The 26,924-nt window shown below is 40.5% G+C and carries 20 protein-coding genes and 2 pseudogenes; 11 read left to right on the top strand and 11 right to left on the bottom strand.

Annotation, left to right across the window (positions count from 1 at the left end):
• Positions 1–171: 171 nt before the first annotated feature.
• The gene (manA, locus tag RCG25_RS03685) at positions 172–1,119 is read right to left on the bottom strand and encodes a mannose-6-phosphate isomerase, class I (RefSeq protein WP_308084089.1); all 948 of its coding nucleotides are present in this window, start codon (positions 1,117–1,119) and stop codon (positions 172–174) included.
• Between the two features lie 343 nt (positions 1,120–1,462).
• Between manA and RCG25_RS03680 the strand changes: the two genes are divergently transcribed.
• Together RCG25_RS03680 and RCG25_RS03675 are read left to right on the top strand one after the other, a co-directional pair.
• The gene (locus RCG25_RS03680; RefSeq protein ID WP_308082334.1) at positions 1,463–3,409 is read left to right on the top strand and encodes a BglG family transcription antiterminator; all 1,947 of its coding nucleotides are present in this window, start codon (positions 1,463–1,465) and stop codon (positions 3,407–3,409) included.
• A 175-nt stretch (positions 3,410–3,584) separates the two neighbouring features.
• A pseudogene (locus RCG25_RS03675) lies at positions 3,585–5,441 on the top strand (fructose-specific PTS transporter subunit EIIC).
• A 155-nt stretch (positions 5,442–5,596) separates the two neighbouring features.
• Here the strand turns inward: RCG25_RS03675 and RCG25_RS03670 are convergent.
• The 6 genes from RCG25_RS03670 to RCG25_RS03645 all read right to left on the bottom strand — a co-directional run bounded on the left by RCG25_RS03670 (position 5,597) and on the right by RCG25_RS03645 (position 14,589).
• On the bottom strand, positions 5,597–6,943 hold the full coding sequence (locus RCG25_RS03670) for an NCS1 family transporter (protein ID WP_308082333.1): 1,347 nt from the start codon (positions 6,941–6,943) through the stop codon (positions 5,597–5,599).
• Positions 6,944–7,055: 112 nt separating this feature from the next.
• Positions 7,056–8,309 (bottom strand): Zn-dependent hydrolase, encoded by a 1,254-nt coding sequence (locus RCG25_RS03665; RefSeq protein ID WP_308082332.1) that lies wholly within the window; start codon positions 8,307–8,309, stop codon positions 7,056–7,058.
• A gap of 53 nt (positions 8,310–8,362) precedes the next feature.
• Entirely contained in the window at positions 8,363–10,144 is a 1,782-nt protein-coding gene (locus RCG25_RS03660; RefSeq protein WP_308082331.1) for a hydantoinase B/oxoprolinase family protein, read from the bottom strand.
• A gap of 1 nt (position 10,145) precedes the next feature.
• Positions 10,146–12,218, bottom strand: a complete 2,073-nt coding sequence (locus tag RCG25_RS03655; RefSeq protein WP_308082330.1) for a hydantoinase/oxoprolinase family protein — start codon at positions 12,216–12,218, stop codon at positions 10,146–10,148.
• Positions 12,219–12,412: 194 nt separating this feature from the next.
• Positions 12,413–14,113 (bottom strand): sigma-54 interaction domain-containing protein, encoded by a 1,701-nt coding sequence (locus tag RCG25_RS03650; RefSeq protein ID WP_308082329.1) that lies wholly within the window; start codon positions 14,111–14,113, stop codon positions 12,413–12,415.
• A 287-nt stretch (positions 14,114–14,400) separates the two neighbouring features.
• On the bottom strand, positions 14,401–14,589 hold the full coding sequence (locus RCG25_RS03645; RefSeq protein WP_308082328.1) for a DUF4177 domain-containing protein: 189 nt from the start codon (positions 14,587–14,589) through the stop codon (positions 14,401–14,403).
• A 177-nt stretch (positions 14,590–14,766) separates the two neighbouring features.
• Here RCG25_RS03645 and RCG25_RS03640 point away from each other — a divergent pair, with 177 nt between their 5' ends.
• From RCG25_RS03640 to RCG25_RS03610, 7 genes are all read left to right on the top strand, one after another.
• A complete protein-coding gene (locus tag RCG25_RS03640) occupies positions 14,767–15,531 on the top strand; it encodes an SDR family NAD(P)-dependent oxidoreductase (RefSeq protein WP_308082327.1) in 765 nt (254 codons plus the stop codon).
• 32 nt (positions 15,532–15,563) lie between these two features.
• Positions 15,564–15,869 (top strand): ArsR/SmtB family transcription factor, encoded by a 306-nt coding sequence (locus RCG25_RS03635; protein ID WP_308082326.1) that lies wholly within the window; start codon positions 15,564–15,566, stop codon positions 15,867–15,869.
• 122 nt (positions 15,870–15,991) lie between these two features.
• Positions 15,992–16,186 (top strand): hypothetical protein, encoded by a 195-nt coding sequence (locus tag RCG25_RS03630; RefSeq protein ID WP_308082325.1) that lies wholly within the window; start codon positions 15,992–15,994, stop codon positions 16,184–16,186.
• A gap of 538 nt (positions 16,187–16,724) precedes the next feature.
• On the top strand, positions 16,725–17,351 hold the full coding sequence (locus tag RCG25_RS03625) for an HD-GYP domain-containing protein (RefSeq protein WP_308082324.1): 627 nt from the start codon (positions 16,725–16,727) through the stop codon (positions 17,349–17,351).
• 27 nt (positions 17,352–17,378) lie between these two features.
• Complete coding sequence (locus RCG25_RS03620) at positions 17,379–18,305, top strand: diguanylate cyclase domain-containing protein (protein WP_308082323.1); 927 nt, start codon at positions 17,379–17,381, stop codon at positions 18,303–18,305.
• 184 nt (positions 18,306–18,489) lie between these two features.
• Positions 18,490–18,867 carry a hypothetical protein gene (locus RCG25_RS03615; protein WP_308082322.1) on the top strand — a complete coding sequence of 126 codons (378 nt, stop codon included), beginning with the start codon at positions 18,490–18,492 and terminating at the stop codon, positions 18,865–18,867.
• Between the two features lie 106 nt (positions 18,868–18,973).
• Complete coding sequence (locus RCG25_RS03610; protein WP_308084088.1) at positions 18,974–19,165, top strand: spore germination protein; 192 nt, start codon at positions 18,974–18,976, stop codon at positions 19,163–19,165.
• Between the two features lie 47 nt (positions 19,166–19,212).
• Here RCG25_RS03610 and RCG25_RS03605 read toward each other — a convergent pair.
• Positions 19,213–19,371, bottom strand: a pseudogene (locus tag RCG25_RS03605) (VanZ family protein); the annotation flags it as partial.
• 121 nt (positions 19,372–19,492) lie between these two features.
• Here RCG25_RS03605 and RCG25_RS03600 point away from each other — a divergent pair.
• The gene (locus tag RCG25_RS03600) at positions 19,493–19,711 is read left to right on the top strand and encodes a spore germination protein (protein ID WP_308082321.1); all 219 of its coding nucleotides are present in this window, start codon (positions 19,493–19,495) and stop codon (positions 19,709–19,711) included.
• Positions 19,712–19,752: 41 nt separating this feature from the next.
• Here RCG25_RS03600 and RCG25_RS03595 read toward each other — a convergent pair whose 3' ends face one another.
• The 3 genes from RCG25_RS03595 to RCG25_RS03585 form a co-directional block, all read right to left on the bottom strand.
• Positions 19,753–20,106 (bottom strand): hypothetical protein, encoded by a 354-nt coding sequence (locus RCG25_RS03595; protein WP_308082320.1) that lies wholly within the window; start codon positions 20,104–20,106, stop codon positions 19,753–19,755.
• Positions 20,107–20,210: 104 nt separating this feature from the next.
• Positions 20,211–24,413, bottom strand: a complete 4,203-nt coding sequence (locus RCG25_RS03590) for a S8 family serine peptidase (protein ID WP_308082319.1) — start codon at positions 24,411–24,413, stop codon at positions 20,211–20,213.
• 328 nt (positions 24,414–24,741) lie between these two features.
• Positions 24,742–25,188, bottom strand: a complete 447-nt coding sequence (locus tag RCG25_RS03585) for a VanZ family protein (protein ID WP_308082318.1) — start codon at positions 25,186–25,188, stop codon at positions 24,742–24,744.
• Positions 25,189–25,515: 327 nt separating this feature from the next.
• On the opposite strand from RCG25_RS03585, the gene RCG25_RS03580 reads away from it, so the two are divergent.
• A complete protein-coding gene (locus RCG25_RS03580) occupies positions 25,516–26,868 on the top strand; it encodes an MDR family MFS transporter (RefSeq protein ID WP_308082317.1) in 1,353 nt (450 codons plus the stop codon).
• The last annotated feature ends 56 nt before the right edge of the window (positions 26,869–26,924 follow it).

Raw genomic sequence — 26,924 nt, 5'->3', positions numbered from 1 at the left:
AGATAACGTATTGGCAATAAAGAAGCGTAAGTCCCCAATTGGATTTGGGTCTTACGCCTTGTTTGTGGGATGAAGGACATTTTCAACTGGATTCCTCTTCATTTTGTCCTTCATAAAAAAAGGGACAGTCCCCCGCCGCTTTAAAGCGCTGGGGGACTGTCCCCTTCATTGTTACGTATGTGACACAATCAGTTGGCAGTTGCCGTCGATTTGGAATTCTCCTGCACCTACTGGGAGGATAAAATGCGTACCTTTGTTTAAAGCATAGGTTTCACCTTGATGGACAAGGGATCCTTCACCTTTGATTACACTGAAAAGCACGTATTTGTCTGCAAAGGAGAAGCTAGCTTTACCACGGACAGCCCATTTGTAAACAGAGAAAAATTCTGATTCGACAAAAGTGGTTACTGTTGCGTTCTCTTCCTCTTTCACTCGAGGTGCCGTCTCTGCATCTTGGTGTGGAACAGTCGTTACTTCAATCGCTTTTTCCAGGTGAAGCTCACGTAAATTCCCTTCCACATCGCGGCGGTCATAATCGTATACTCGGTAAGTTGTATCAGAGCTTTGCTGTGTTTCTAACACAAGCGTGCCTTCGCACAACGCGTGAATCGTGCCACTTGGTACATAGAAAAAGTCCCCTGGTTTGATTTTCACCCGACGAAGCAAATCATTCCATTTTCCTTCGTTGATCTGTTCAACCAATTCTTCACGCGTTTTCGCATTGTGTCCGAAGATCATGTCAGCATCTTCTTTACAATCGATGATGTACCAGCATTCAGTCTTTCCTAGTTCTCCATTTTCGTTAACTTTTGCATACGCGTCATCTGGGTGCACTTGCACCGATAGGTCCATATTGGCATCCAAAATCTTGGTTAATAGAGGAAACACTTCTTCAGTTGGATTTCCAAAAAGCTCGGGATGCTTCTTCCAAAGCTCATCAAGTGTAACCCCTGCAAATGGACCATTTTCAATAACCGAAGGGCCATTCGGATGAGCAGAAATTGCCCAGCATTCTCCTGTATGTTCAGATGGGATTTCATATCCAAATTCTTGTTTGAGGGTTGTCCCTCCCCAAATTCTCTCTTTAAATACGGGCTTCAAAAATAACGGCTGCATGATTGGTTCCTCCTGCTCTATGTAGTCACGGGTGTGGAGGCTTTGTCGAAAGGGGTCTGACCCCTTATGCATTTGAGCCAGCCTCCAATAATAAATAAGTAGTTTTTGTAAAAAACTAAAAATGAACTCATTCACAAGAATACTCCATTTCTAAAATAGAAGCAAAATAAAATCCGTCCGTTCTTCGTCACATTTTCGATGGTGACAGAAAAAACGTAATATGATACCATTCACAAATGTTCGATAAATTCCGCATTGGATCACAACTGGTGTCAGGCACCGCTCGTGGACACTGTCCACCTGAGGCGTACACAACCACAACATTATTAAGTGAGGTGAAAAAGAAATGAATGAACGGCAACGGACGATGCTGCGGATTTTGCTTGAGTCCCGTGATAAGTTTTTGTCTTCGCAGCAACTAGCGGACAGACTAGGGTGCTCGGAGAAGACGGTAAGGAATGATTCGAAGGTGCTCGATCTTTGGTTAAGTGAGCATTCACATGCGACTCTCTCCAGAAAGCCCAATATCGGTTTTCAGCTGGAGATTAGCTCAACTGAACGAGAAGAACTTTTGAATACGCTTTACCACGCGAGCACAGGGTCAACGAATGATGAGATGGATGAAAAGAACCGATTAGTTCGCATTTTGGAATTACTTCTAGTAGAGAAAAAGTCCTTAACCCTTCAAAAGCTATCAGACCTATTTTTTGTCAACAAAGCGGTGATCAAAAAAGATCTCGAGAAAATTGAAGGCTTCCTCGCGAAATCCAACCTACAGCTTACAACAAAAAAGAAGCTAGGAATTGAGGTAGAAGGGGCGGAGCAAAATTGGCGTCAAGCAATCTCGAAAGTACCAGCCTTCGTAGAAAGCACAGCCAGTCGGATGCAATTTTGGGAGCAATTTTTCGAAAAGCAGGACGTCCAGACCATAAAACAATCCCTTGAGGACGCAAACACGCTGAACACCAACCCGTATACAGATGAAACCTTGCAAAACCTCACCGTACATATGCTGATTGCAGTCAAACGGTTAAAACAAGGTCATTCCATCCAGCTTCCCGAAGCAGAGCTCGACAGCATCCTGACAAAAAGGGAATACGCCACTGCCGAAGACGTCATGAAAAAAATGGAGCATCATTTTGCCATCCGTTTTCCACAACAGGAAATGGCCTATATCGCTCTTCATTTTTTAGGAGGAAGGGTTCAACATGCACCTGAAGCAGGCAACGAAGTGGATGTAGATGTGCAAGAACTAACAGCCACGTTGGTTAGTCAACTCTCTCACATGATGCATATTCCTTTTTCTCACGATGAGGACTTATTCCGTGGATTACACGTTCACCTTCAATCCACGATGAATCGGATTCGCCATCGCCTGAGTGTGACGAACCCCATACTGGATGAAATTAAGCGAATGTATCCGTACATGTTTGATACGATTATGAACGAAATCATCCATGTAAACCAGAGCCGGGACCTACAGATTCCTGAAGAAGAGGCCGCCTACCTCACTCTTCACTTCCAAGCATCCCTTGAAAGACTACAGCGAAAAAGCGGGAGCAACAAGAAAACGATCATTGTTTGCCCGATGGGAATTGGTGCATCTGTTCTCCTTCGTACGAAGCTGGAACGAAAATTCCACTCGTTAGATATCCTTGAATCGGTTTCGATTAACAAAATCAATCAGTACACAGCGGCAGATATTGATTTCATTATTTCGACCGTGCCAATCTCTACTACCACCCTCCCTGTGGTTCAAGTAACACCTCTTTTAACAGCAGAGGAGGAAAACAAGCTGCAGGCATTTATAGAAGAGCTCAGCAGTCAAAAAGCAACATCGGGCACAGCCCAGCATACCGGAACCCTCCCTTATTTACGAGAGCTAGTGAAAGAAGAATTGATTGTAATGAACCTAAAGTACAGTCATCCCTATGAAGTTATTGAAGCACTCACCACCAGGCTCGAGGAACACGGTTATGTGAGTAAAGAATATATCGAATCCTCCATCATTCGTGAGCAGCATTCCTCCACGAACATTGGCGGAGGCATTGCCATTCCACATGGGGACCCTTCGTACATTAAAAAGTCCGCCATCGCTGTCGGGATATTGAATAAGCCGCTCTTTTGGGGGAAAGAATACGTCTCCCTCGTCCTAACCTTAGCGACCAAGCCTGAGGAATATACGACGACCAGGGAATTGTTCACCGAAATTGGACAATTAACCGATCATCCACTGCAGATGACGAACTTAATCAAGCAAAAAACACTAGAAGAGTTTATCAAAAGCTTATAAAAAACCGTCAAATCCTTAGAATTTGACGGTTTTTGTCGTATTAAAACAGGTTTTTCCGCATATTGCGGTAAACATTCATTCTTTTTGAAATCGATTTCAGTAGTATAACTAATACATAGACATTATTTAAATTATTTTTCAAAAAAAATCTTACATACAGGAGATGAAAGCATCCATGAAATTATTAGCGATTACCTCATGTCCAAACGGCATTGCCCATACGTATATGGCAGCTGAAAACTTACAAAAGGCCGGCGAAAAGCTAGGACATCAAATGAAGGTCGAAACGCAAGGGTCCATCGGGGTCGAAAATGAACTAACGGAACAAGAAATTCAAGAAGCAGATGGTATTATCATCGCTGCCGACAAAACCGTTGATACAGCAAGATTTGTTGGCAAAAAGCTGCTTGTTACAGGTGTGCAGGACGGAATCCGCAAGCCCGAAGAATTAATCAACAGCGTGTTAACTGGTGACGTTCCTGTTCACCAAGAAAGCATGAAGTCCGTTGATCAAATTAAAAGTGAAAGAAAAGAGAAACAAAACCCGTTTTATCGCCACTTAATGAACGGTGTATCTTACATGATTCCATTCGTTGTGGTCGGCGGAATTTTAATCGCATTAGCATTAGGTCTTGGCGGTCATCCGACAGCTAAGGGAATGGTGGTCGATCCAGATTCGATTTGGAATTCTGTCTTAAATGTCGGTGCGGCATCATTCGGATTTATGGTTCCCATTTTAGCCGGATTTATCGCGATGAGTATTGCAGACCGTCCTGGATTAGTACCTGGTATGGTCGGTGGATATATTGCAGCACATGGGGAATTTTATAGCAGTGAAGCAGGCGCAGGGTTCCTTGGAGGAATTATTGCCGGTTTTATAGCAGGATATGTAGCAAAATGGATCAAGCGCTGGAAGGTACCAAAAATGGTGCAGCCAATTATGCCTATCTTGATTATCCCGATTTTAGCAAGTGTCGTAGTTTCAGCCGTCTTTATCTTTATCCTTGGTAAACCAGTTGCAGGCGTGTTCACAGCATTAACTGATTTCTTAAATGGTATGCAAGGTACAAGTTCAATTTTATTAGCATTATTATTAGGTGCAATGATTTCCTTTGATATGGGTGGTCCAGTGAACAAGGTAGCGTTCTTATTCGGTTCTGCAATGATCGCTTCTGGTAACTACGCCATCATGGGTTCAATCGCAGCAGCAATCTGTATCCCTCCAATTGGTATGGGTCTAGCAACACTAATGAACAAGAGAAAATACGAAGATGCGGAAAAAGAAGCAGGAAAAGCCGCCTTCTTCATGGGTCTATTCGGTATCACAGAAGGGGCAATTCCATTCGCAGCCAAAGACCCGCTTCGCGTTATTCCAAGTATCATGGTTGGTTCCATGGCAGGTTCGGTCATAGCGATGCTAAGCCACGTTGGCGACCACGTTCCACACGGAGGATTGATTGTTGCAGCACTTGGTGCAGTGGATAATGTGGTAATGTTCTTAGTTGCAATTGTAGTTGGGGTCGTTGTGACAGCACTTATGGTCAATGCATTGAAAAAGAATGTGGAGTGATAATAGATGAAATTAACGGATTTAATCAGTCTAGAGCTTATTGAAACAAACATCCAAGGGAACACGAAGGAATCTGTAATTGATGAAATGATTGAGAAGTTAGACGAGTTTGGCGCCATCAAATCGAAGCGTAAATTCAAAAAAGCGATCATGAATCGTGAAAAAGAAAGTACAACAGGAATTGGCATGTCGATTGCTATCCCTCACGGTAAATCGAAGGCGGTTGTCAAACCAACTGTGGTGTTCGGTCTGAAACGCGATGGTGTGGACTGGGAAGCGTATGACGGCACACCTGCCAAGTTAATCTTTATGATTGCTGTGCCGGAAGAAGCAGCGGGCAATGAACATCTTAAGATTCTTCAGATGCTATCTCGGAAACTGATGAACGAGGAGTATAGAGAGCAGTTGTTAGCGATTGAAACCAAGGAACAAGCATTAGAGTTGTTGGGGCAAATTGAATAGGTTTGGTTTTGGGAAGAAGAGTCCGGGGGTGGACTCTTCTTTTTCCTGTTTTCGTGACTCTTAAGTGCTTAAGCTCCAAGGAAAAATAACCAAGCCCAATCTTCTATAGAGGAGATTGGGCTTAGTTTAATTTTTCGGCATAGGCAGTGTCTCACTTACCTTACATTTAATCCGCCTTGAGTTTGTATTGGTTGATTTTTATTGGCTGGCAAGAATTTATAACCTGCCCAGTAGAGCAAGGAGCTGAGTGGTAAGCTGACCATCCATGAAATAGAAAGGAAGTATACTCCGACAAACCCACTGATTAGCAGTGAACCAATTCCCAGCCAGTTATACTTGACAGTTTTTGTATAGTGCTCCTCCATGTTTAGCTTTTGTTTGCGCACGATATAAAAATCTGCTAATAAAATCCCGAGTAGCGGTCCTAAGAAGGCAGAATAAAAAGCAATGAATGTGTTAAAGGCAGAACTTGTAATTAACAGCCATGGGAAGGTAACAATACTTAGGATTCCAACTACAATAACAGCGGTTCCCCATCTTATATTAAAAGTTTCCATTAACACAATGGCAGGAGGTTCGATATTGATAGTCAAATTACTAGTAAACTGAGCAATGACTATAAAAATCATTAATGCAACTGCTACAATTGGGTTAGGAATAACTGAAACCAATGCCTGAACCGGATCCCAAATTCCAGTTGCTGCCGCTGATAACACACCAATCGCCAGCATAATGACAAACATTGGAACGATTCCAACAAAATGACCTATCCAATTATTTTTGGTTTCATTCTTCAAATAGCGGCTTAAGTCTCCGTTACTGATAGCAGCTGTGATTAAAATCCCGACTGAGGCTGATATTGCAGCATAGAATGGTGCTCCCCATGTACCTTCTGTTTTCCACGTTTCTTCCATGTTCCCTCCGCCAACATTAATTAATTGAATAACAATATAAATGAGAAATCCAAGAATGACGACGGAAAGCGCAGAGTCAAACCACTTAATTGATTGGATTCCATAATAAGCGATAATTGTCTGAACTAATTGGAACAGAATGAAATACAACCAAATATTTTCATAGCCCCAAATTGTTTTTGTTACATAATTGATTGCACTTGCACCAATCCAGGACCCAATTCCATACCAGAAAATAGCTGGTAAGACACGGATAAGGGAAGCAAACCTTGCTCCGTTATATCCAAAAGGCAAGCGAGCTTGAACAATAAACGGAATTCCATACACCATTCCCGGCTTCGAGTTGAGTACAAAAAAGATTCCTGTTATTAAAGCAGAAATACCCGCAACAACCCCCGCTTGTAAAATGTTCAGCTTGCCTGCAGGCGGTAAGAAGGATTGACCAATCATAAAAATTTGAATAACTACCATCGAAGAAATCCACATCAAAATATAACTAGATAAACCAAAAATACGTTTTTCATTTGGTACTGGATTTAAAGCCTCGCGTTTTGAACTTTTCGTTAATTCTGTTGAATCATGACTCATTTTCATCATCCTCTCAGTTTTCGTGTAGTTATTTACATAATTTTCAGAAAAGTTACGATAAAAAAGAAAGTGCAATCAGGTACATTTACTTGTTAGATTGCACTTTGTAACACTACATCGAACGGAGAACTGCCTCTAATAAAAGTTCAGTCCCCAAAGCAATATCTGCTTTTTCTGCATGTTCATTCGGTTGGTGACTAATCCCTTTCGCACATCGGACAAAAATCATGCCGACATCTGTTATTTCTGCAAGAAGCATGGCATCATGACCGGCCCCGCTAATCATAATAGGGGCATTCATTTCCTTTTCTTCACTTATTTCATTGAACAATTGAATAATCTCATCCGAACAATAAACTGGATCAATTGCCATATATTTTTCAACATTAAAAGATAAATTCCTAGAAAAACTTACATTTTGAATCTTATCTAAGATTTGTTGGTAGATACGGTTTCGTCTGGTAAGATCAATATCTCTTAAATCTAATGAAAATTCGACGGAACTAGGAATGACGTTACTTCCTCCTGGAAGGACCTTCACCCTGCCTACCGTTCCAACCGTTTCTGCATTAGGATCTTGTGTACATAACCTTTCAACTTCAGAAATAATTTCAGCAGCCCCTGCCACTGGATCTTTTCGTAAACTCATAGGAACTGTACCAGCATGCCCTGCTTCTCCCTCAAGCTTGATATTATACCAAGAAGGACCGGCAATTCCTTTGACAATTCCTACAGGATAATCATTGGAGTCTAAATAAGGACCTTGTTCTATATGCATCTCAAGGTATAATTTAATATCCTTTGCTGTGCGGACAGACTCAGCAATTCGATCAGGATCGATGTCGAACCCAAATGATTGTAATGCCTCGTAACGAGTTACCCCATTTTCATCCTTCAACTTAAGATGAGATTGGTCAATTCGGCCAACCATCCCCCTACTTCCAAAAAGACCATCATTAAAACGGGAACCCTCCTCCTCACAAAAGGCAACTACTTCAAGTGGGTGTTCGTGGGAAAGTTCGGCATCATGAATCACTTGAACAATCTCTATACCAGCTATAACACCGATAATTCCATCAAAGCGGCCACCGTTACGGACGGAATCTATATGGGAGCCGATCACGATAGAAGGAAGAGAAGAAGATGATGATATCCCTTCCTTCCTACCAATTAAATTTCCAAAGTGATCATGGCTCACTGTCATTCCCGCCTGTTCCATCCACTTTGTGACAAGGATTTGTGCCTCTTTATCTTCCTTACTTAATGCAACACGCTTTACACCGTCTTGAACCGTTTTCCCTATATCTGCAAGGGTCATAATCCGCTCATACATTCGTTCACTATCAATCTTATAAACGGTTTGCATAGCTACCTCCTTCAGCTAAAGTTTTATTTTCAAATAATAATAGGGAGGTGAAACTAGTTTTCACCTCTAAATTGGGCTGTTTTCACCAAATCGACTTGCTCATCCTCTGTAATCACGACTCCGTAATCATACAAAGCTTTATCACTGGTTATAAATCCATCGAGAACATCAGCTAATACCTTTTCTGGATCACGTTCAAAAGGATTGCCGTAGCCTCCACCGCATGGACCTACGAGCTGAAGGATACTTCCTGGTTTTGTAACTGTATTAGCTAGTTTCGAAGGAAGCTGTTTCCTGTCTGTTCCATCGGCATTACGGATGGACAAGCCACCTACTGCACCGGACTTTCCGCCATTAAATCCCCATGGTGCATATTTATGGCCATCACCTTCAACAGAAACGCTACCTCCGGATAGGAAGCTGATTTCACGAATGGAACCGATCCCCCCGCGCCATTTCCCAGCAGCACATTCATTATCGCGGAGCTCGTACCGGTTCACTCTTAAAGGATAATGTGCTTCGATATCCTCAATCGGATTGTTTCTCGTATTGGCATATAAGGTATCTACTGCATCCATACCGTCTTTTCGGTAGCGACCGCCGTAACTTCCCTCCATTATGTCCATATAAACCCAGTAGTTTTCATCCTTCTTCCCACTGAAGGCTACAACCTGTAAATTCCCCACACCCGCACTGATTTGATGTGGAACCACCTGACCTAATGCCTTCATTAATGTATCGGCAATAATATTCCCCGAGCAGAAACGAGCAATTGTAGGGGCCGGGTAGACTGGGTTAGCAATGGTTCCTTTTGGTGCAACAATTGAAATCGGTCTTGTTAAACCGGAATTTTGCGGAAAGTTCCCATAAATAGTTGAATCTAATAAAATAGATCGTAGCGTTAGGTAAATCGCAATATCGACTGTGCCTACCAATGGCATATTAATAGGTTTATCTGGAACCTGTGGAGAGGTACCTGTTAAATCAATTGTAATATTGCTTTCCTTGACCTTCACAGTAACCACTATTTTTAAGTCCTTATTTGATGCATAAGGACTGTCCAAATAACCATCCAAGTATCCTTCCGCACTGTACTCACCGTCAGGAAGCTTCATAATCGCATTCCTCAACATTTTTTCTGAGTAATTCATCAATTCATCCGTTGCCGCTTCTATAGTATCCAGACCATATTTTTCAACAATCTCTATATATCGCTGGGCACCAATCTTTGCGGCTGCTATTTGAGCTTCCATATCACCCACAACCATCTCAGACGCTCGAATATTATCAAATAAAATATCCCAAATATAACGGTTCTTAACACCCTTTTCATATACCTTAATGGCTTTAAACTGAAGACCTTCAGCATATGCATCCACTGCATCAACAATCCCGCAACTCCCTGGAGTAGAAGCGCCAATATCTAGATGGTGAGCTGTAGTGACTGAAAAGCCAATTAGTTCATCTTGATAGAAGACAGGTACACAAAAGCCTACATCAGGACCATGCGAAGCACCATGATAAGGGGAATTGTGCATAATAATATCCCCTGGATGAAACGTGTCACCACGTTCCTCCATAATTTGCTGGATTCCTTTTACATAACCGGGAATGGGCCCCGATTGAAGTGGTGTACTATGGGTCGATTCACACAGCTGCTGACCTTTAATGTCTACTAATGCACATCCAAAATCCTCTGACTCTCGGATAATACTTGAGTAAGACATGCGAGCGAGTTTATGCCCCATCTCGACTGCCACATTTTCCAATGCACCAAGAACAACCTGTACTGTAATAGGATCCACCTTTTTTACTTGAACATTTGATTGAGTCATTTTATTCACCCACCTTGATAATCATATTTCCATATTCCTCTATATAAGCATTACAATTAGGAGGAATTACGGTTGTAGTATCCTTTTGCAAAACAATACATGGGCCTGAAAATTCAACTCCAACTGGAATTCTTTCTCTTTGGTAAAACTTCGTTTCCACACTTTCCAAATGTCCGTTTACATTAAAAATAGATTTGCCTGTTTTCACTGTAGCTTCTTCGAGAGTATAGTCGTGGTTAATGGCTTGTTTTTCAATCTTTGGCATTACACCAATACCAGTTACACGAATATTGACGATTTCAATTGGGCTGTCTAAAAAGGAATGTCCATATTCATTTTTATGACTTTGATGAAATTCTTCAAATGCTTCTTGAATTGTAAATTCATTTAATTCACCAGCAGGCAGATTTACGCGAAGCTCATATCCTTGACCGGCATAACGGCAGTCTGCACTTCGCTTAATTTGCACCTGATTTCGGCTGATTCCATCCTCCTCTAATTGTTGGAGCAATTGCGTCGACAAGCCCTTAAGGTCACTGTTTAAACGTTCAAAATCTACAGCCGTACTGAACATAAACTCTGTTTTAATGACGTCATATTTCAAATCAGTCGTTAATAACCCCGTTGCGGAATTAATTCCAGGATATAAAGGAACTAATACCTCTGGTATATTTAAGATTTGTGCGACCTCAACAGCATGTAGTGGCCCAGCTCCGCCAAATGCGACCAAAGAGAATTCACGAGGATCTTCTCCCTTTTGAATGGTCTTCTCCCGAATTGCATTGGCCATATTGTTATTCATAATTTGAAGAACACCTTCTGCTGTCTTCTCCCGACTCAAGCCTAATTGATCGGATAATTCATCAATAACCTTATAAGCCGCATTTGTATAAATCTGCATTTCTCCGCCAAGGAAATTATGTTCATCAATTCTGCCAAGTACCACATTGGCGTCACTAACGGTAGGCTTTAATCCTCCATGCCCATAACAGGCAGGGCCTGGACGAGAGCCTGCACTTCTTGGACCTACCTTAAATGCTCCACCCTCATCAATATGAGCAATACTACCGCCGCCTGCCCCAATTGTGTGGATATCGATCATCGGTACCATAACAGGATACCCAGCAATCCATGTATCACGAGCGGAGGACTCTGAATAACCGCTATTTGTAATGATTCCAATATCAGCACTTGTACCACCGACATCAAATGTAATTAACTTTTGTCGGTTCGATAATTCACCAGCCCAAGCTCCTCCAAGTATTCCTGCTGCCGGACCCGATAGTAAGGTGTTCACCGGTTTTTCTGAAACGGTTTTCGGAGTGGCCACCCCGCCATTAGAACACATAATATGTAGTTCTGCTGGTATGCCGGAATCCTTTAAACTTTGCTCTAAATTAGTAATATAATTTTTAACCTTTGGCCCTACAAATCCATTGATTGAAGCTGTCGTAAAGCGTTCAAACTCTCGGAATTGGGGAGATACATCGGAGGATGTGGTAATAAACACTTCAGGGTACTCCTCTTCAATAATCGCTTTTACTCTTTGTTCGTGCTCCGGATTAATATAAGAAAATAAGAAGTTTACGATAATTGATTCAACTCCTTTTTCCTTAAGCGTCAACACAGCTTCTCTAACTTCCTTTTCATTAAGCGGTGTAATTATTTCATTTTTAACTGCTCCTGTCCGTTCTGTTACAGCTAACCGATTTCGTCGCTGGACCAAGGGGCGTTCCTGCCAAGGGATCTCCTGCATGATGGAATAGTTTTGCGGACGCTGATGCCTGCCGATATGAGTAATATCACGATAGCCCTTTGTGGTAATCATTCCTGTTTTTGCACCATCATTTTCTAAGATTGCATTAGTAGCGATAGTGGTACCGTGGAAAACATGATCAATAGTGGATACATCAATATTTTGTCGTTCGCATAGTTCAAGAATGCCCTGGACAACACCGTTAGAAGGATCATCTAAGGTGGTTGGAACCTTATGAATAGAAGTCTCTCTTGTCTCAGTATCACTAAAAATAACATCTGTGAATGTTCCGCCAACATCTACACCAAATAATTTCATCAGATTTGCCTCCTTGATTTTGTTACTTAATTACTAATGCAAGAACCATGCCAAGTTGAAAAAATCGAATAAATATAGGTACCAAAAGAAGCTAAAAAAATAATAGTTGCAATTATGCAACTATTCAAAAAACAAGCAAGCTATAAATGGTCAATTCCCCCCAAATAAAGACCTTTCTATTAATTATTGCGATTTTACAACGCCGATTGCAATTTCGCAATTTTGATATTATGTTTTTTGACTTTTCTGCCAATTGTTGATGCATCAATTCCTAAAATCTCACTTGCCTCTTTTAAAGTGCTCGTCATTTCAAGTGTATTAATAATTAATTGTTTTTCATATTGATCGACCGCCTCTTTAAGACTTCCATTCTGTGATATGGGAGTGAGGTGATTTTGTTTTGCTATTTTCTCGGGAAGGTGGTCTAATCGAATAGAATCCATCGGCACTGTAAGTACTAATCGTTCAATGGTATTTTGAAGTTCGCGGATATTCCCTTTCCACTTATAGTCCATAAATAGTTGGAAGATATCTTTGTCAAAGCTCTTTTGCAAATGATACTTTTCATTAAATTGCTGCAGAAAGTGGTTCATTAAAAAAGGGATATCCTGCTTTCGCTCTGATAAAGAAGGAATGGTAATAGGAATGACAAACAAACGGTAATACAAATCCTCACGAAAATCTCCCTGCTGTACCATTTCTTCTATATTTCGATGGGTCGCGGTGATAAAACGAACATTTACTTGTACAGGTTTGGTATCACCCAATGGAGTAAATTGCTTTTCTTGTAGGACTTGAAGTAATTTAGCTTGAAGATTGAAAGGCAGCTCCCCAATTTCATCTAGAAATAAAGTGCCATGATTAGCAGCAAGAATAAGTCCCTTTTTCCCCTCCTTATTTCCACCAGTAAAGGTTCCTTTTGCATAGCCAAACAGTTCTGATTCGATTAGGTTTTCTGGAATAGCTCCACAATTAATTTTTATAAAAGGATTTTGCTGCCTCGAGCTAAGATTATGAATGGTCCGTGCTAAGACCTCTTTACCAACACCCGTTTCCCCCTGAATAAACACTGTCGCGTCTACATCTGCAATTCGTGAGGCCAAATCATATACTTTTTCCATTTCTTTTGATTTATAGATAATATCCTTTGACTTACCCTCCAGCTTACTTACCTCTTTTTTGTAATAGAGGAGGCTACTATTGGCTTCCTCAAGTTTATTTTTCAAATCGGAAACTTCCGTGATATCTTTTGAGATATTTATGACCTTATGCAGTTTTCCAAGTTCATTAAATATTGGATAGCCATGAACGAGCAGTCGTCTTCCTGTCTTTGTTTTTTGCTGGACCGTAACTTTTTGCACTTTTTCTATTACTCTATTGGTGGAAGAAAAATTGATAACTCCATCTTGTTGTAAATGAATGGCGGATTTTCCAACAAAGTCACTCTCTTTTACACCCATAATTTTCTCGCACGTGCTATTCACTCGCAGTACAATTCCATTAGCATCAGTAATGGTCACGAGCTCTCCACTTAAGTTCATAATAGCTTCCAATTCCTGTTTTAAATCCACTAGCTTAGGAGAAAAGTCAACAATCTTTTGCTGCACTTCTTTTGGCAGGATTAAAATGACACCGAGTTCCCTCAACTTCATTGGAAATTCAATTAATGTAAAAGGGAACTCGCCGCCATGGGTCGTTAAATCAAAGTGACCGTTTTTGATAACCCTAATTATGTTACTATTTGGTAACATGTGTTGAACCTGCTGAGTTTTCCATTGTCCTTCCTTGAGCCTTAGTTGCTCCTTAGCACATGAATTTATATATACGACCTCACCTTTGAAATTGACGAGCAGCATACCGAAAGGCAATTGACTTTCCAAATCTTTTTCATCCATAGAAAAATGCTCCTCCTTTATAAACAGTCAGGCGTTTATTCATATATTCGCTAAAAAACCGGAAGTTCCTCCAAATATAAAACTAATAGCTTTTGGTAAAAAAGACCTAAGACCTATATGTTAAAATAATAGTCTTTAAAAGGATGAATCCAAGTCAGATGGGAAATATGCCTGTTAGTTGCATCAGGAAAGATGCAATTTTTCATCATTAAGATTATAAAAGGCCGAAACCACAAGAAAAACTCTTGGGATTTTCGGCCTTTCATTTAGTAGGGTGCGTCCCACTACTACTTCACTCGTCTCTTTAAGATGATTTCAAAATAAGCGGCAGACCCATAGGCTGCTGTTCCTGGAGCAAAAATCTGCACTAATTCCCATCCATTCTTTTCATACTCCTTTATAATGTCGTGGTAGCTCTCTTTCGGTTTGCCTCCAAACATTGTTAAATCTACTCTTACAAATTCATGCTCATACATATGTAATCACTCCTACATCTAATAATCTACCTAATAATACGCTCAGCAAAATATAAGGTTTCATATTTTTTCCATTTGGCTTTTCATTGACATCTAGTCACCTTTTAATTATTATATGTTTAAACACTTAAACGTTTAAACACTTGAACATAAATACATCTGATGGGGGTATACTTTATGAAAAAAACTGCATTAATTACCGGTGCAACTAGCGGCTTAGGGTATGAATTTGCTAAACTGTTTGCGAAGGATGGCTATAATCTTGTTTTAGTAGCGAGAAACGAAAACACTCTAAAGGAAATGAAACAAACCTACTCCAATGTAGAAGTGATCATCATTTCTAAAGACTTAAGTGTTCCTGGCGCTGCGAGAGAAATTTTTGAAGAAGTCGAACAAACGGGGATCTCCGTTGACGTCATTGTGAATAATGCCGGCTTCGGATTGATGGGCAAATTCGATGAACTCGAAATTGAGAAACAATCGAATATGATTCAATTAAACATAACGGCCCTAACGGAACTTACCTATTACTTCCTGCCAAAAATGAAGAAACGAAACAGCGGCAGAATTCTTAATGTTGCCAGTACGGCGGCATTCCAGCCTGGTCCATTGATGGCAGTTTATTTTGCAAGTAAGGCCTATGTCCTTTCGTTCTCGGAAGCACTTGTGGAGGAGTTGGCTGGAACTGGTGTAACTGTAACCACCCTTTGCCCTGGCGCCACAAAAACGAACTTCGGTGCGGTGGCGAGTGTCGAGAACTCGAAAATGTTTAATCAAGCGATGTCCTCGGATGTGGTGGCAAAACAGGGATATGAGGCATTGATGCGCGGGAAACGCGTGATTGTGACCGGCGGCTTAAATAAAGCAGGGGTGCTTGGGGCAAAATTTATGCCGAGAAGTTTGGCTGCGAAAATTTCCAAATATGTAGCAGGGGAAAAATAAACTTTTTCACAAACAAAGGGGTTTTGTTAAGAATGGCTCAACAAGCTATTGATGTATTTCGTTCATGTATACCGTTATTCACCGCTCTTGCGGACCCAGCAAGGCAGGACATCATCCTGTTGCTTGCCGAAAAAGAACCGTTAAGTGTCAATGAGATCGCCGAGCAATCGAACCTGTCGCGCCCAGCCATCTCCCATCACTTAAAAATCATGCGCGACACCCAACTCGTCGTCAGTGAACAAAAAGGAACCCAGCGCTATTATTCCCTTTCACTAGTGCAGAGTGTGTCACAATTGAAGCAACTAATTCAGATCGTTGAGAGCGAGTGCATTTTGTGACTTGCTCTTTTTATTTTGGCTCTAACTGAAAAAACAAAATTAGAATATAGGTAAATGTCTATCCCTCTTTAAATGGGGACACATACATTATTTCTGAAAACAATTTGAGGAGGAGATAGAAAATGGATAGACAATTCTTTGGACCTGGTATGGGATTTGGAGGTTATCCTGGCTACGGCATGGGATATGGAGGCTTTTATGGCGGTTACCATGGTTATGGCATGGGGTATGGAGGTTCTTATCCTTTCCACCACCATCATGGATTCCATCATGGTTGTGGATGTTTCCCAATGTACCACCACGGTTTCTGTTGTTAACTCTCAAAATGTATTTAACCCTTGGAGCATGTCTTCAAGGGTTATTAGTCGTCTTCTTACGTTCAAATTGTCACTTATAATAGTTGGAATTATTTTTATATTATGTTTAAAAAAATATCATGATAGTATTAAATGGTAAAGGTGGAAATTCACTAGCATTTTAAGCAAAAGGAAGGATTCATTTGTCTTGAAAAATAGTATAAACCTGTCGTCCTTTAATCCCCAAAAAAACCCTTTGATCATAAGTATGAGTTTGCTTGTACTTCCTGTAGGAATACTATTAGACGGTTATATATTTAAAGATACAACCCTATTATTATCATATGTTCCGATGATGATCATAACGGGTCTCATTTGTCGCACCAATTTTTTCATCCTATTTTTATCTATACTAGCTACTGCTCTACTATTCACAAACTCAAATGAGGCATGGACAGTCGAACTCCTCCTATTTAGGTGGTTATGCTATTTTCTAATTGCCTTTGTTATAAAGATTTTAATGGACAATTTAAGAAACGAGAAAGAGACATTGATTAATATGACAGCAACTTTAGCAGTTTCAATAGACGCTAGAGATGAATACACAGCCTTCCATTCACGGAATGTGGCCTATTACTCACGTGAAATAGCCAGAGCCATTAAGTTACCCCGCAAAGTCTGTGATGATATCTATATAGGCGGCCTATTACATGATATCGGGAAAATAGGAGTGCCGGAATCCATATTAAATAAACCTTCCCGGTTAACAGAAGTTGAATTTAATCAAATAAAGCAGCATCCTCAACTCGGTTATGATATGCTGAAATACATTCCATATTTCAAGAAGAATGGCATACTTGACATGGTATTATACCACCATGAAAAATTCGACGGGACTGGATATCCTCACGAACTACAAGGTGAATCTATTCCCTTGGTCGCGAGAATAATGGCCGTTTCAGATGCGTTTGATGCCATGACTTCCAGACGGAAATATCGAAATGAGATTGACCTTGAGTATGCAATGAATGAAATAAGAAATGGGAAGGGAACACAGTTTGACCCTCAAATTGCTGATGTTTTCCTTGAATTAATAGAGAAAAAGAAAATTCAAATACGTGGTATCAATCATCCTTTAATAGAAAACCATTCTTTTTTACGTAAAAGGAAAAAAATAAGTCCTTAATGTTTTTAATAGAAAGCGAGAGATTGTATGTATGCCTTTAGAATAAATTGGTTCATCCATATTCCTAAAATATTTCTTCCGATTATTCTGTTCTGCTATGCGATTCCATTTGCCCTTGAAATGTATATTTCGGATAAGCTTCAATTTGCCCCACAAGTTTCCATAGCTTGGGGACTTTGTCTAATTCCTTCTTTAATTTTTGCTTACTACTGCGGATTTTTCGGAGGAATAATTGCTACTATTTTTTCTACCTTGTTAAATATCATAACAAAGATAATAAATGCTCTTGAGGGTAAAATTTATCTCTTCGAATACTATTTGTTGGGTGAAGTGACATTTACAAATTTAATTGTAACCATTCCTGTTAGTTTTTTAGTCAATAAATTGCATTTAGAAAAAACTCAGTTGGTATTTGTAAATAATGAATTAAAGAAAGCAAAAGATGAGGTTAAGAAAATTGCATTTCATGACTCCTTAACTCAGTTGCCCAATCGACGTTTTTTTGAGGAGTATCTTAACAATGAAATAACAAAAGCAAATGAATTGGGACAAGAACTTGATGTTATGTTCATTGATTTAGATGGTTTTAAAGCGGTAAATGATACCCATGGCCATGAAGCTGGTGATTTTTTGCTTCGCGAAATTGCTGCCCGCTTAAAGACAAGCGTAAGAGAAAGTGGCTTTGTTGCTAGATTAGCAGGTGATGAATTTATTATCAGTCTTCCACAAGCTCAGAATGAAAAAACAATTGAAGTGGCTGAAAGAATTTTAGCTCAATTAAACAAGCCTGTATTAATAAATACCATTCCCATCATGGTAACCCCAAGTATAGGCGTGGCCAGATTGTCTGAGCATGGAAGCAATGTTGAAACACTGATCAAATTTGCCGATCATGCTATGTATAACGCAAAAAAAATGGGAAAAAACAATGTTCAATTTTATAAAGCGGTATAAAAATAGGATAGTTAGTTCTGTTATAGGACTGATTATCCTTTTTTATTGCCTTTATCCAATAAAGCATTGACCATTTTAGCAAATTGATAAAAACATATTTTTTATTTTCTGATTGTCCACGCCTTGTTTCCTAACCATTCATATTTTATCTAAGAGAGTAAGGAGGAAAGGGGGAAAAGGGTCAGTGCAGGAAAACGGAGAACAAATGAAACGGAAACCTAATCGTAAGTTAGACCGTTTCTCAAGTTTTATATTTGGACACAGAGAAGCTGTCAATAATGACGACAATCATTCACAAGAATTTCCCGAACATAAAGATGATTCATCTTTCGAAAGCAGATCTGTGGATGATTGGTTCTTTGGCTCTAGAAGAAAAGAGCCTGCTCCCCAAAATTATACAACTCAAAATCAGATTGAAAATTATCTTAACAATATAGATTTGGCATTACTAATGGAAACGATTGATATGTTTGTTACCACAACAAAACAATATAAACCATTGTTTAATGAAATCACTCCTTTTTTGAAGAAATTTAGTAAAAAATTCAAATCTAGTAAATAGGGGACAGTCCCCAATGAACACCTGATTGGTCTTTCGCATAGATTAGATTACACCATTAATTAAAAAGGGATGTTTGTGTATGTCTTTTGGGCCAGGGCAAGTGTAGATTGATACGGTAAGTGGCGGGGTTGTGCAGTTTGGCGGAGCGGTATTTGTATCGCCTAAAAGTGCCACTAAAAGTTTCAATGGTTCGGGTGTAAGCAACACTGGTGTTAACATCGTTACTGTTAACGGTGCAAGTTCAACCAATACGGTTGATACAGATGTGCTGGACCAGCCAATCGTACAGGATAACTAAAAAGGAAGGAAAGAGCATGGATGGGTATGTGCTCTTTCCTTCCTTTTCTAATAGGATCTTTTCCTTTTTCTAAAAAGATAAACGAGCGACAAAACGACCAACGCCCCAAAGGCATCAATCAATACATCTTTATACGTTGCCGTTCGACCTGGCATAAATGATTGATGATATTCATCGCTCATCACGTAAAGGACGGTTACTATCCATGCGAAAAAATGGGGACAGTCCCCCGGCGCTTTAACGCAGCGGGGGACTGTCCCCGTGAACTAATTTAATGACCTTTGCATAGATTAGATTACATGATAAACTTAAAAAGGATGTTTTTATATGTCGTTCGTACCAGGGCAAGTGAAGATTGACACGGTGAGTGGTGGGGTGGTTCAGTTTGGCGGAGCGGTGTTTGTGTCACCGAAAAACGCTTCGAAAAATGCCTTTGGCTCAGGGGCGTCCAATACTGGCGTTCACATCATAACGGTTACTGGAACAAGCGCAACAAATAATTTAGATTCTGATGTTGTCGATCAGCCAATTGTTAACGATAACTAATAAATAGCAATCATAAAAGCCGTGCTCAGCACGGCTTTCTATTATTTAATATAATAGATTTTCCCTTTATTGACCCATACTTCCGTTTTGCGGCCTTTATCGTCGACCCCCCGAACTAAATAAAACGGCCCAAGGTCTTTATCATTTTCACTAATTTGCTGATTGATACTAAATACTTTGACAAGTTTCGTATTTTTCAATACTAGCTCACTTGCTAATTCTGCTTCACTTTTTGGTGCCTTCTGGTTTTCTTTTCCTTTCGAACCCGTTTCCTTTTTGACTGAAGAAGCTTCCGTCTTTTCTGCTGGCTTTGACGCTTCCTTATCTTTTGAACACGAAATGAGCGAAGCCGCTAGTAACGATACAAGCGCCAGTAATCCTAATTTTTTTAACAAAGAACCGACTCCCTTCAAAAATAAACTATACTCATCCCCAATTTTAAAAGTTGATTTCAAAAGAGTCGACCCCAAAACCTAGAGGCCGACTCTCCCTACCTTCATTAGTTGTTTAGGTTAATAAGCCATTGATCCATTCCAACTAATTTTCCATCTACGACACTAAATTTAAGATTTAATACGTACCACTTCGCCTCCGATTCTAACCAAATGCCATCTAATTGATAAGAGCCATTCGGTACGACCAAGCCAAAGCTTCCGTCTGCCGCTGTTTTCACATTGTACCATTGATCACCTGTAGTGGAATGGAAACTGAATACAACATTGCCTAACGCTTCTGTTCCTTTCGTTAATACACCTGTCACGTTTTTAACTGGTGCAGTTGGAATCGTTACATCAAACTGCAGAGAACCAGAAACAGTAAATTCTTTTTGTAGCTCATACCATCTGCCATCTTTATCAACCCAGATTCCTTCAAGCTTGTAGGAACCATCTGGCAGGCTTAACTTGAAGTTTCCATTCGCATCCGTTTGTGTATCATACCAAACAACTTCGCCAGTTGACTTATGAACACTGAAGATCGTATTGGCTAACGGAGTATCACCCTGTTTTAACGTCCCCGTTACATTTCCTTCAATTGAAGTCACATTTACAAGTAATTGGTCTGTGCCTACTAGCTTTCCATCCTTGACTGTAAATTGTTGATTTAATACATGCCACTTGCCTTTTGCTGCTTCCCAAATTCCATCTAACTGATACGTTCCATCTGGTACCTTGACTGCGAAATTCCCTTTCGCGTCAGTTCTTGTATCGTACCAGTTCGCGCCATCAAGAGAATGAACGCTAAATGGAATGTTAGCAAACGCATCGCCATTTTTCGTTAATTTACCCGCAATGTTCCATTTGTTAGGGTCTGTTGGAACTTGATAATCGTTAGCATTAACGACTAGTTTGCTACCATTCACTAAACCATTTTTAATCGTAAATGATCCGTTTAATGGGTACCAAGTCGGAGCTGCCCAAACACCATCAATCTTATAATCTCCATCTGGAAGATTGTGTGTAAAGTTTCCATTTGCATCCGATTTTAAATCATACCAAACTTGGTTTGCACCAGCCGTGTACACGCTGAATGGAATGTTGGCTAATGGTTGGCTATCTAATAATAACTGACCTTTACCTGCGTCTGGATTTGGCTCCGGATCAGCAACCTGTCTTGTAATCGTAATTTCTTTTGAGGCAGAGTTTTTTGCTTCATCATCGACTGTAATCTTTACTTTGTTATCCCCTTCAGTCAAGCCGTCCAAGGATACATGGAAAGAACCATCTTGATCAAGCGTAATAGCTGTTGTTCCTACTTGTGTTTCACCTTTGCTATTTGTTAATTGATACTTTGCTTGTAGTTTTGAATTGATGTCATAGCTTTCACCAAATACTTCTTCTACTCCTGGAGCCCAATCGATATACGAGTCATTCAGGCTTCCTGAAAGGTCAAATTTGTCAGTTTTGGTCGTATAGCTGTTTTCAGTTACAATTTTTGGAGCTGTTGTTTTAATAAAAATCGGTCCAACATATCCCGAAGCAGCAACCGCCGTTTGCGCTTGGTTTAAAGTTGTAATATCAATCGTGTATACGCCGTCAGCAGCAAGAACCTTTTTACTAGTTCCCCAATCCGTATACTGTCCATTAATAGCCAGTGTCTTTGCTCCTGTGGTTGTTGAAGAGGCAGCAAGGAAGTAGCCTAGATATCCGTCACCATAATATCCTGCTTCCTGATGCAGTGCATCCCATAGCTCGATATATGTGGTGTATTGACGGTCATAGAACTCATAACGTAAGGTTGTGCTGTCTAATTTTCCATCAGCATTTGGTGAAATTACCTTACTATCAATCGTGTAGCTCTTTAAGCCAGTTGGTGGTGCAAGGTTACCCGCAAACGGTAAAATTAATTTTGTTTTACCATTCGTGATGTGGATATAACCTAGAATTTCGTTTCCAGTTGATCCGGAACCTTTTGGAACATTCAAGGTTACTTTTAACGCCTGCTCACCTGATGCAGACAAGTTAAAGCTTGCTTGATCCACTGTGACATTTGCAGCTGCTAACGTACCCGTTGCCGCCTTTGTCGTTTGAACTGTGACTGTATAGTCACTTGCTTCACCAGTGAGGTTTTTCACGACAATGTCCCTTACTACTTTGGATTCAGCAGTAGTACTTGTTGCCACGTTTCCGAATGTAACGGTACCTTTGATGTTATCATAGGTTTTTCCAGAGAAACTTGTCTTATCGATAGAATAAGCCAAAGCCTCAGTCGTAGCAGCCTTTAATGGTTGCACACGTCCAGGCCCCTGGGCAAAAACATCATACTTTGTTATATCGAGTTGCTTCGCAGTATTTGAAATTGCTACTTTTAAATCAAACGGCGTCCAAGTTGGATGCTCTGATTTTAGTAAGGCAGCAATACCGGCAACATGCGGAGTCGCCATACTTGTTCCTGTGAAACGATCATAGGATTCAGAGTAATCAGCGTTTGGATAGTCTTTACCATAAGCAGGAACTGAAGACATGATATTCGTGCCTGGAGCAGATACGTCTGGCTTCAAGTCGAAATTCGGGTTCGCAGGTCCACGAGAACTTGAGCTATTGATATCATCTCCAGCTGTTTTGTTAGATGTAAAGTTTCCAAAAGTGACAGTCGCTTTTTTCGTTGCTAACGCCGTTCTAAGTGCGTTACCATCTGTAGTTGACATATCAAATGTCGGAATGAAATGGAACGAATCCCCTAGGAAAATTCCAGCTGGAGTTGTTCCTGTATTATTATGAATAATTGTAGCCACTGCTCCTGCCTTCTTCGCTGCAGCGATCTTGTCAACAAATGCAACTCCGCCGCCACGAGAAACGAAGGCTACTTTTCCCTTGACGTCTAGGCCTGTATAATCGGCATCTACTCCAAAGTTTGGAACAGCTACAACGTCATAAGTACCTGTTAATAAATTACTCGGCTCTGTACCGAATTTCCAACCCATAAGGTTCATATTATAGGCAGTTGGTGCAGATCCCTCAACTGTTACTGTAGCTTGTCCAGCCTTTGTTGTTTCAGGAACAGTAGAGTTGGCAACAGAAATTGCAAAAGCTGCAACTCCAGGACTTCCAATTGTTCCACGATTCGGGCCGTCATTACCTGTTGCGATGACGGCTGTTACGCCCGCAAGCGCAGCATTGTTAATTGCAATCGCATCTGAAGAGGTTTGGGTATTATTGGATCCCCCTAAGGATAAGTTGATAATATCCATTTTCTCTTGTGCAGCCTTATCAATCGCTGCAATAATACCAGAGTTGGCACCGCTTCCATAGGCGCCTAGTACGCGGTAGGCATATAAATCTACCTTTGGAGCAAGGCCTTTGATCCCGAATGGATTTTTTCCTTGTGCCGCAATCGTACCGGCAACGTGTGTACCGTGCTCGGTATAGAAGGCACTACCATTGGCATCAAACTCAGCTTTATTACTCGGACGATCTAAAGGAGTCGTTTCATATGGATCATCCGCAGTTCTAGTTCGTGCATAGTTCGCAGAGTTGGACTGATCGATAAAGTTGTATCCACCTTTGTACACGCCCTCAAACTCAGGGTGATTATAGTCAATTCCTGTATCAAGGACGGCAACTTTTACGCCTTGTCCTTCATAGCCTAGGCCCCATACAGAAGGAACTTCTAAGAATGGACTGCTCGTATTCATTGTTGCATTCTTTTGATCACCAGGAACAACTTTTTCTCCAAGTGCAACTTTTTCTGCATCTGGTTCGACTAATTTAACACCATCAACTGAAAGAAGCTTTGCCACGTCACTGGCTTTTAATTTCAAGGCCATTCCGTTGAAGGTGTAATTGTAAGTAAATCCAACCTTTGCCGCAATTCCCTTTGCACTTAGGTTGGTTTTAAATTTTTGTTGTTGAGTAATGACTTTTTGCTGAATGGCTTTTTCTTCTGTTTTAGAAGTCAACTTGCCAGCTTGTTTGTTGATTCCTTTTACTAAAGCAACAGGGTATTCGGACAACTCAACAATCACGGCGACTTCTTGATTACCTTTAAGGTTTTTTAAACTTGGATGTAAGACAGGTCCTTGCGCTAATGCTGCCTTTTGCTGGGCAATTAGATTTTTCTCTAATGAGTTTGATTCATTGTTTACAATGTTTTCTTTTTTCTCTAATGGCGTAGTTGCAGCGCCATATGATGGAAATAGCATGGTGAAGATAATGGTTAAGACGAGAAAACTACTAAATAATTTACGATAATGCCTTGCCTTCAATCTCCCATTCCCCTTTCGAAACGATTAATTTTTCCTCCTAATAAAAAATGCTCACCTCCTTTAAGAAATAAATCTATGAATATAGTAAAAAGGTGTTTTTAATTTAAGTGATACACAAAACATATTATTCCTACTTTTTTACTTATATTTAAGGGAAAAATAATAATGACCTATGTAAGATCGTTAAATAGTATATGAGGTATCTAGTGGAGTGTATTTTGAAAGTAGATAATATTCAGATAATTATCATTGTACTCGATTAAGAACTAGTAGTAAAGACCTAAATAAGAGAAAAAGAGAATAAAAGAGTATAATAATAAGTACTCTTTCATTCCTTTTTAACTAACATTTTTTTCTTAAAATAATTAACCAACGATAAGACAACTAGTGCACCAAAGGAATCAATCAGTACATCCTTAAAAGCCGCCGTCCTGCCAGGCATAAAGGATTGATGATATTCATCACTCATCGCGTAAAGAGTCGTTAGGATCCATGCGAGTATGTACGGAAAACGAGTGGTTTCCAGCGATTTGAACAGTAACAAGGCAAGGATTCCAAATGCCGTAAGATGTGTTGCCTTTCGGATCAGGAAGTTCAGCACCTCAATCACCCCATGGTCCGCACTTGGTGTATCGATGCTTTTATGTTCCGTATCAACTACCTTTTCAATGGTCTTTGACGTATTTTCCCCCGTAAAGTACGGAAGCTGGGTCGCACAAAAGATCCCCGTCATCCATATGATAGCCGCTATAAACCACCATTTTCTTTTTCCCATGTGCAAAACCTCCCTTTTTCTCATAAAAATAAGCTACCCCTATTCTACAGGAAACTAGTTTTGTTAACTAATTTTCTACACACTTTACCTATTTATCTACACAAATCCCCCAGATATCTACACACTTTTCTTGTTTATCTACACAAATCCCAACGATATCTACACATTTTATAAGGATATCTACATATCTATTAATTTGGCCTGCCCGCAGCGGCCCAGGGCATCTCCGCATTCTTCTTGACAGGCACCAAAAATTGCTTTAATATATCTCAAGTTCAAGATTTTTACAGTGCGAACAATTTCTCAATAATAAAAGGGGTTATATAGATGAAAAGTAGAACAACTGTGATGGTTAGTATTGTACTTGCGATGCTGGTTGCGTCTATCGATTCGACGATCATGAATACGACGATGCCCATCATTGCAAAAGAGTTAGGCCGATTTGACCTCTATGCATGGTCGTTCGCGTCCTACATGATTACCAGCACCATTCTTTCACCTGTGGCTGGTAGATTATCCGATTTATTCGGAAGGAAAAGAGTCTTTGGAACTGGGATCCTTCTATTTTTAGTAGGCTCACTCCTTTGCGGGCTGTCCGCCAATATGATTCAATTGGTTATTTTCCGCGCTGTGCAAGGGATTGGCGCAGGATTTATGATGCCGTTTCCTGCCATCATTGCCGGAGATTTGTTTTCTGTTGAAAAACGAGGCAAAATCCAAGCGTTATTTACGGCGATGTGGGGCTTATCCGCCGTGCTTGCACCATTGCTAGGATCATTCTTTGTAGAGTTTATGACGTGGCGCTGGATTTTCTTTGTCAATCTGCCGGTGTGTATCATTTCGTTTATCACCCTGCTGCCTTACAAAGAAAATTACCAGCCGAAAAAAGCGAAGGTCGACTACATCGGTGCCATTCTCTTCGCTGTCGGTGTCACCTTCCTTCTATTAGATACAATCGTGAAGGAGAACCGCGTCCTTTATGCGCTGATTGGGATCGTATTCTTAGTGGTCTTTTACTTTTTTGAAAGGAAACAAGAGTCACCTATCGTTCCGCTTTCTATGTTTAAAAATAAGATGATATCAAGAATCAACATCAATGCCTTTATTGGGACGACCGCTTTATTTGGGGCTTCCAGTTTTGTTCCCTTATTCTTGCAAAATATCGCTGGGCTTTCGCTGTTCCTTAGCGGTGTGGCCTTACTCGGAACGGCTATCGGCTGGATGGTAGCTGCCGTGCCAGCAGGTAAATGGATTCTGAAATATGGCTATCGCATCTTGTTAATCATCGGAAATGTATTATTGTTCCTTTCTGGATCTCTGTTAACCCTGCTTGATCCAAGCCACGGTTTCTGGTTTGTTTTCTTAGTCATGATTGTTCAAGGCTTAGCGTTCGGTCTCCTCACAACAGTTGGAATGATCGGCGTGCAGCAGCTTGTAGGGGGGCATGAAAGAGGTATCTCCACTTCCTTCTTCATGTTCTGCCGGAATATGGGGACCGCGATTGGTGTAACCATCATGGGGGCATTATTAACGAGCGGTGCGAACTTCATGCAAGGCATTCACCATCTCTTTATATTTGGGTTTGTAGGTAGTATCTTAGCATTACTCACATCCTTCCTGATTCAAAAGGACCCATCCTCCGAGCAACAAGGATTGGTGGCTAAACCGAAATTGAGTTAATAAAACGGGGACAGTCCCCCACCGCGCTAAAGCGCCGGGGGACTGTCCCCTCTCTT

The organism is Neobacillus sp. PS2-9 (assembly GCF_030915525.1).
Lineage (GTDB): Bacteria > Bacillota > Bacilli > Bacillales > Cytobacillaceae > Neobacillus.
Note: the sequence above shows the minus strand (reverse complement) of the source record. Positions and strands in the feature narration are given on the sequence as shown.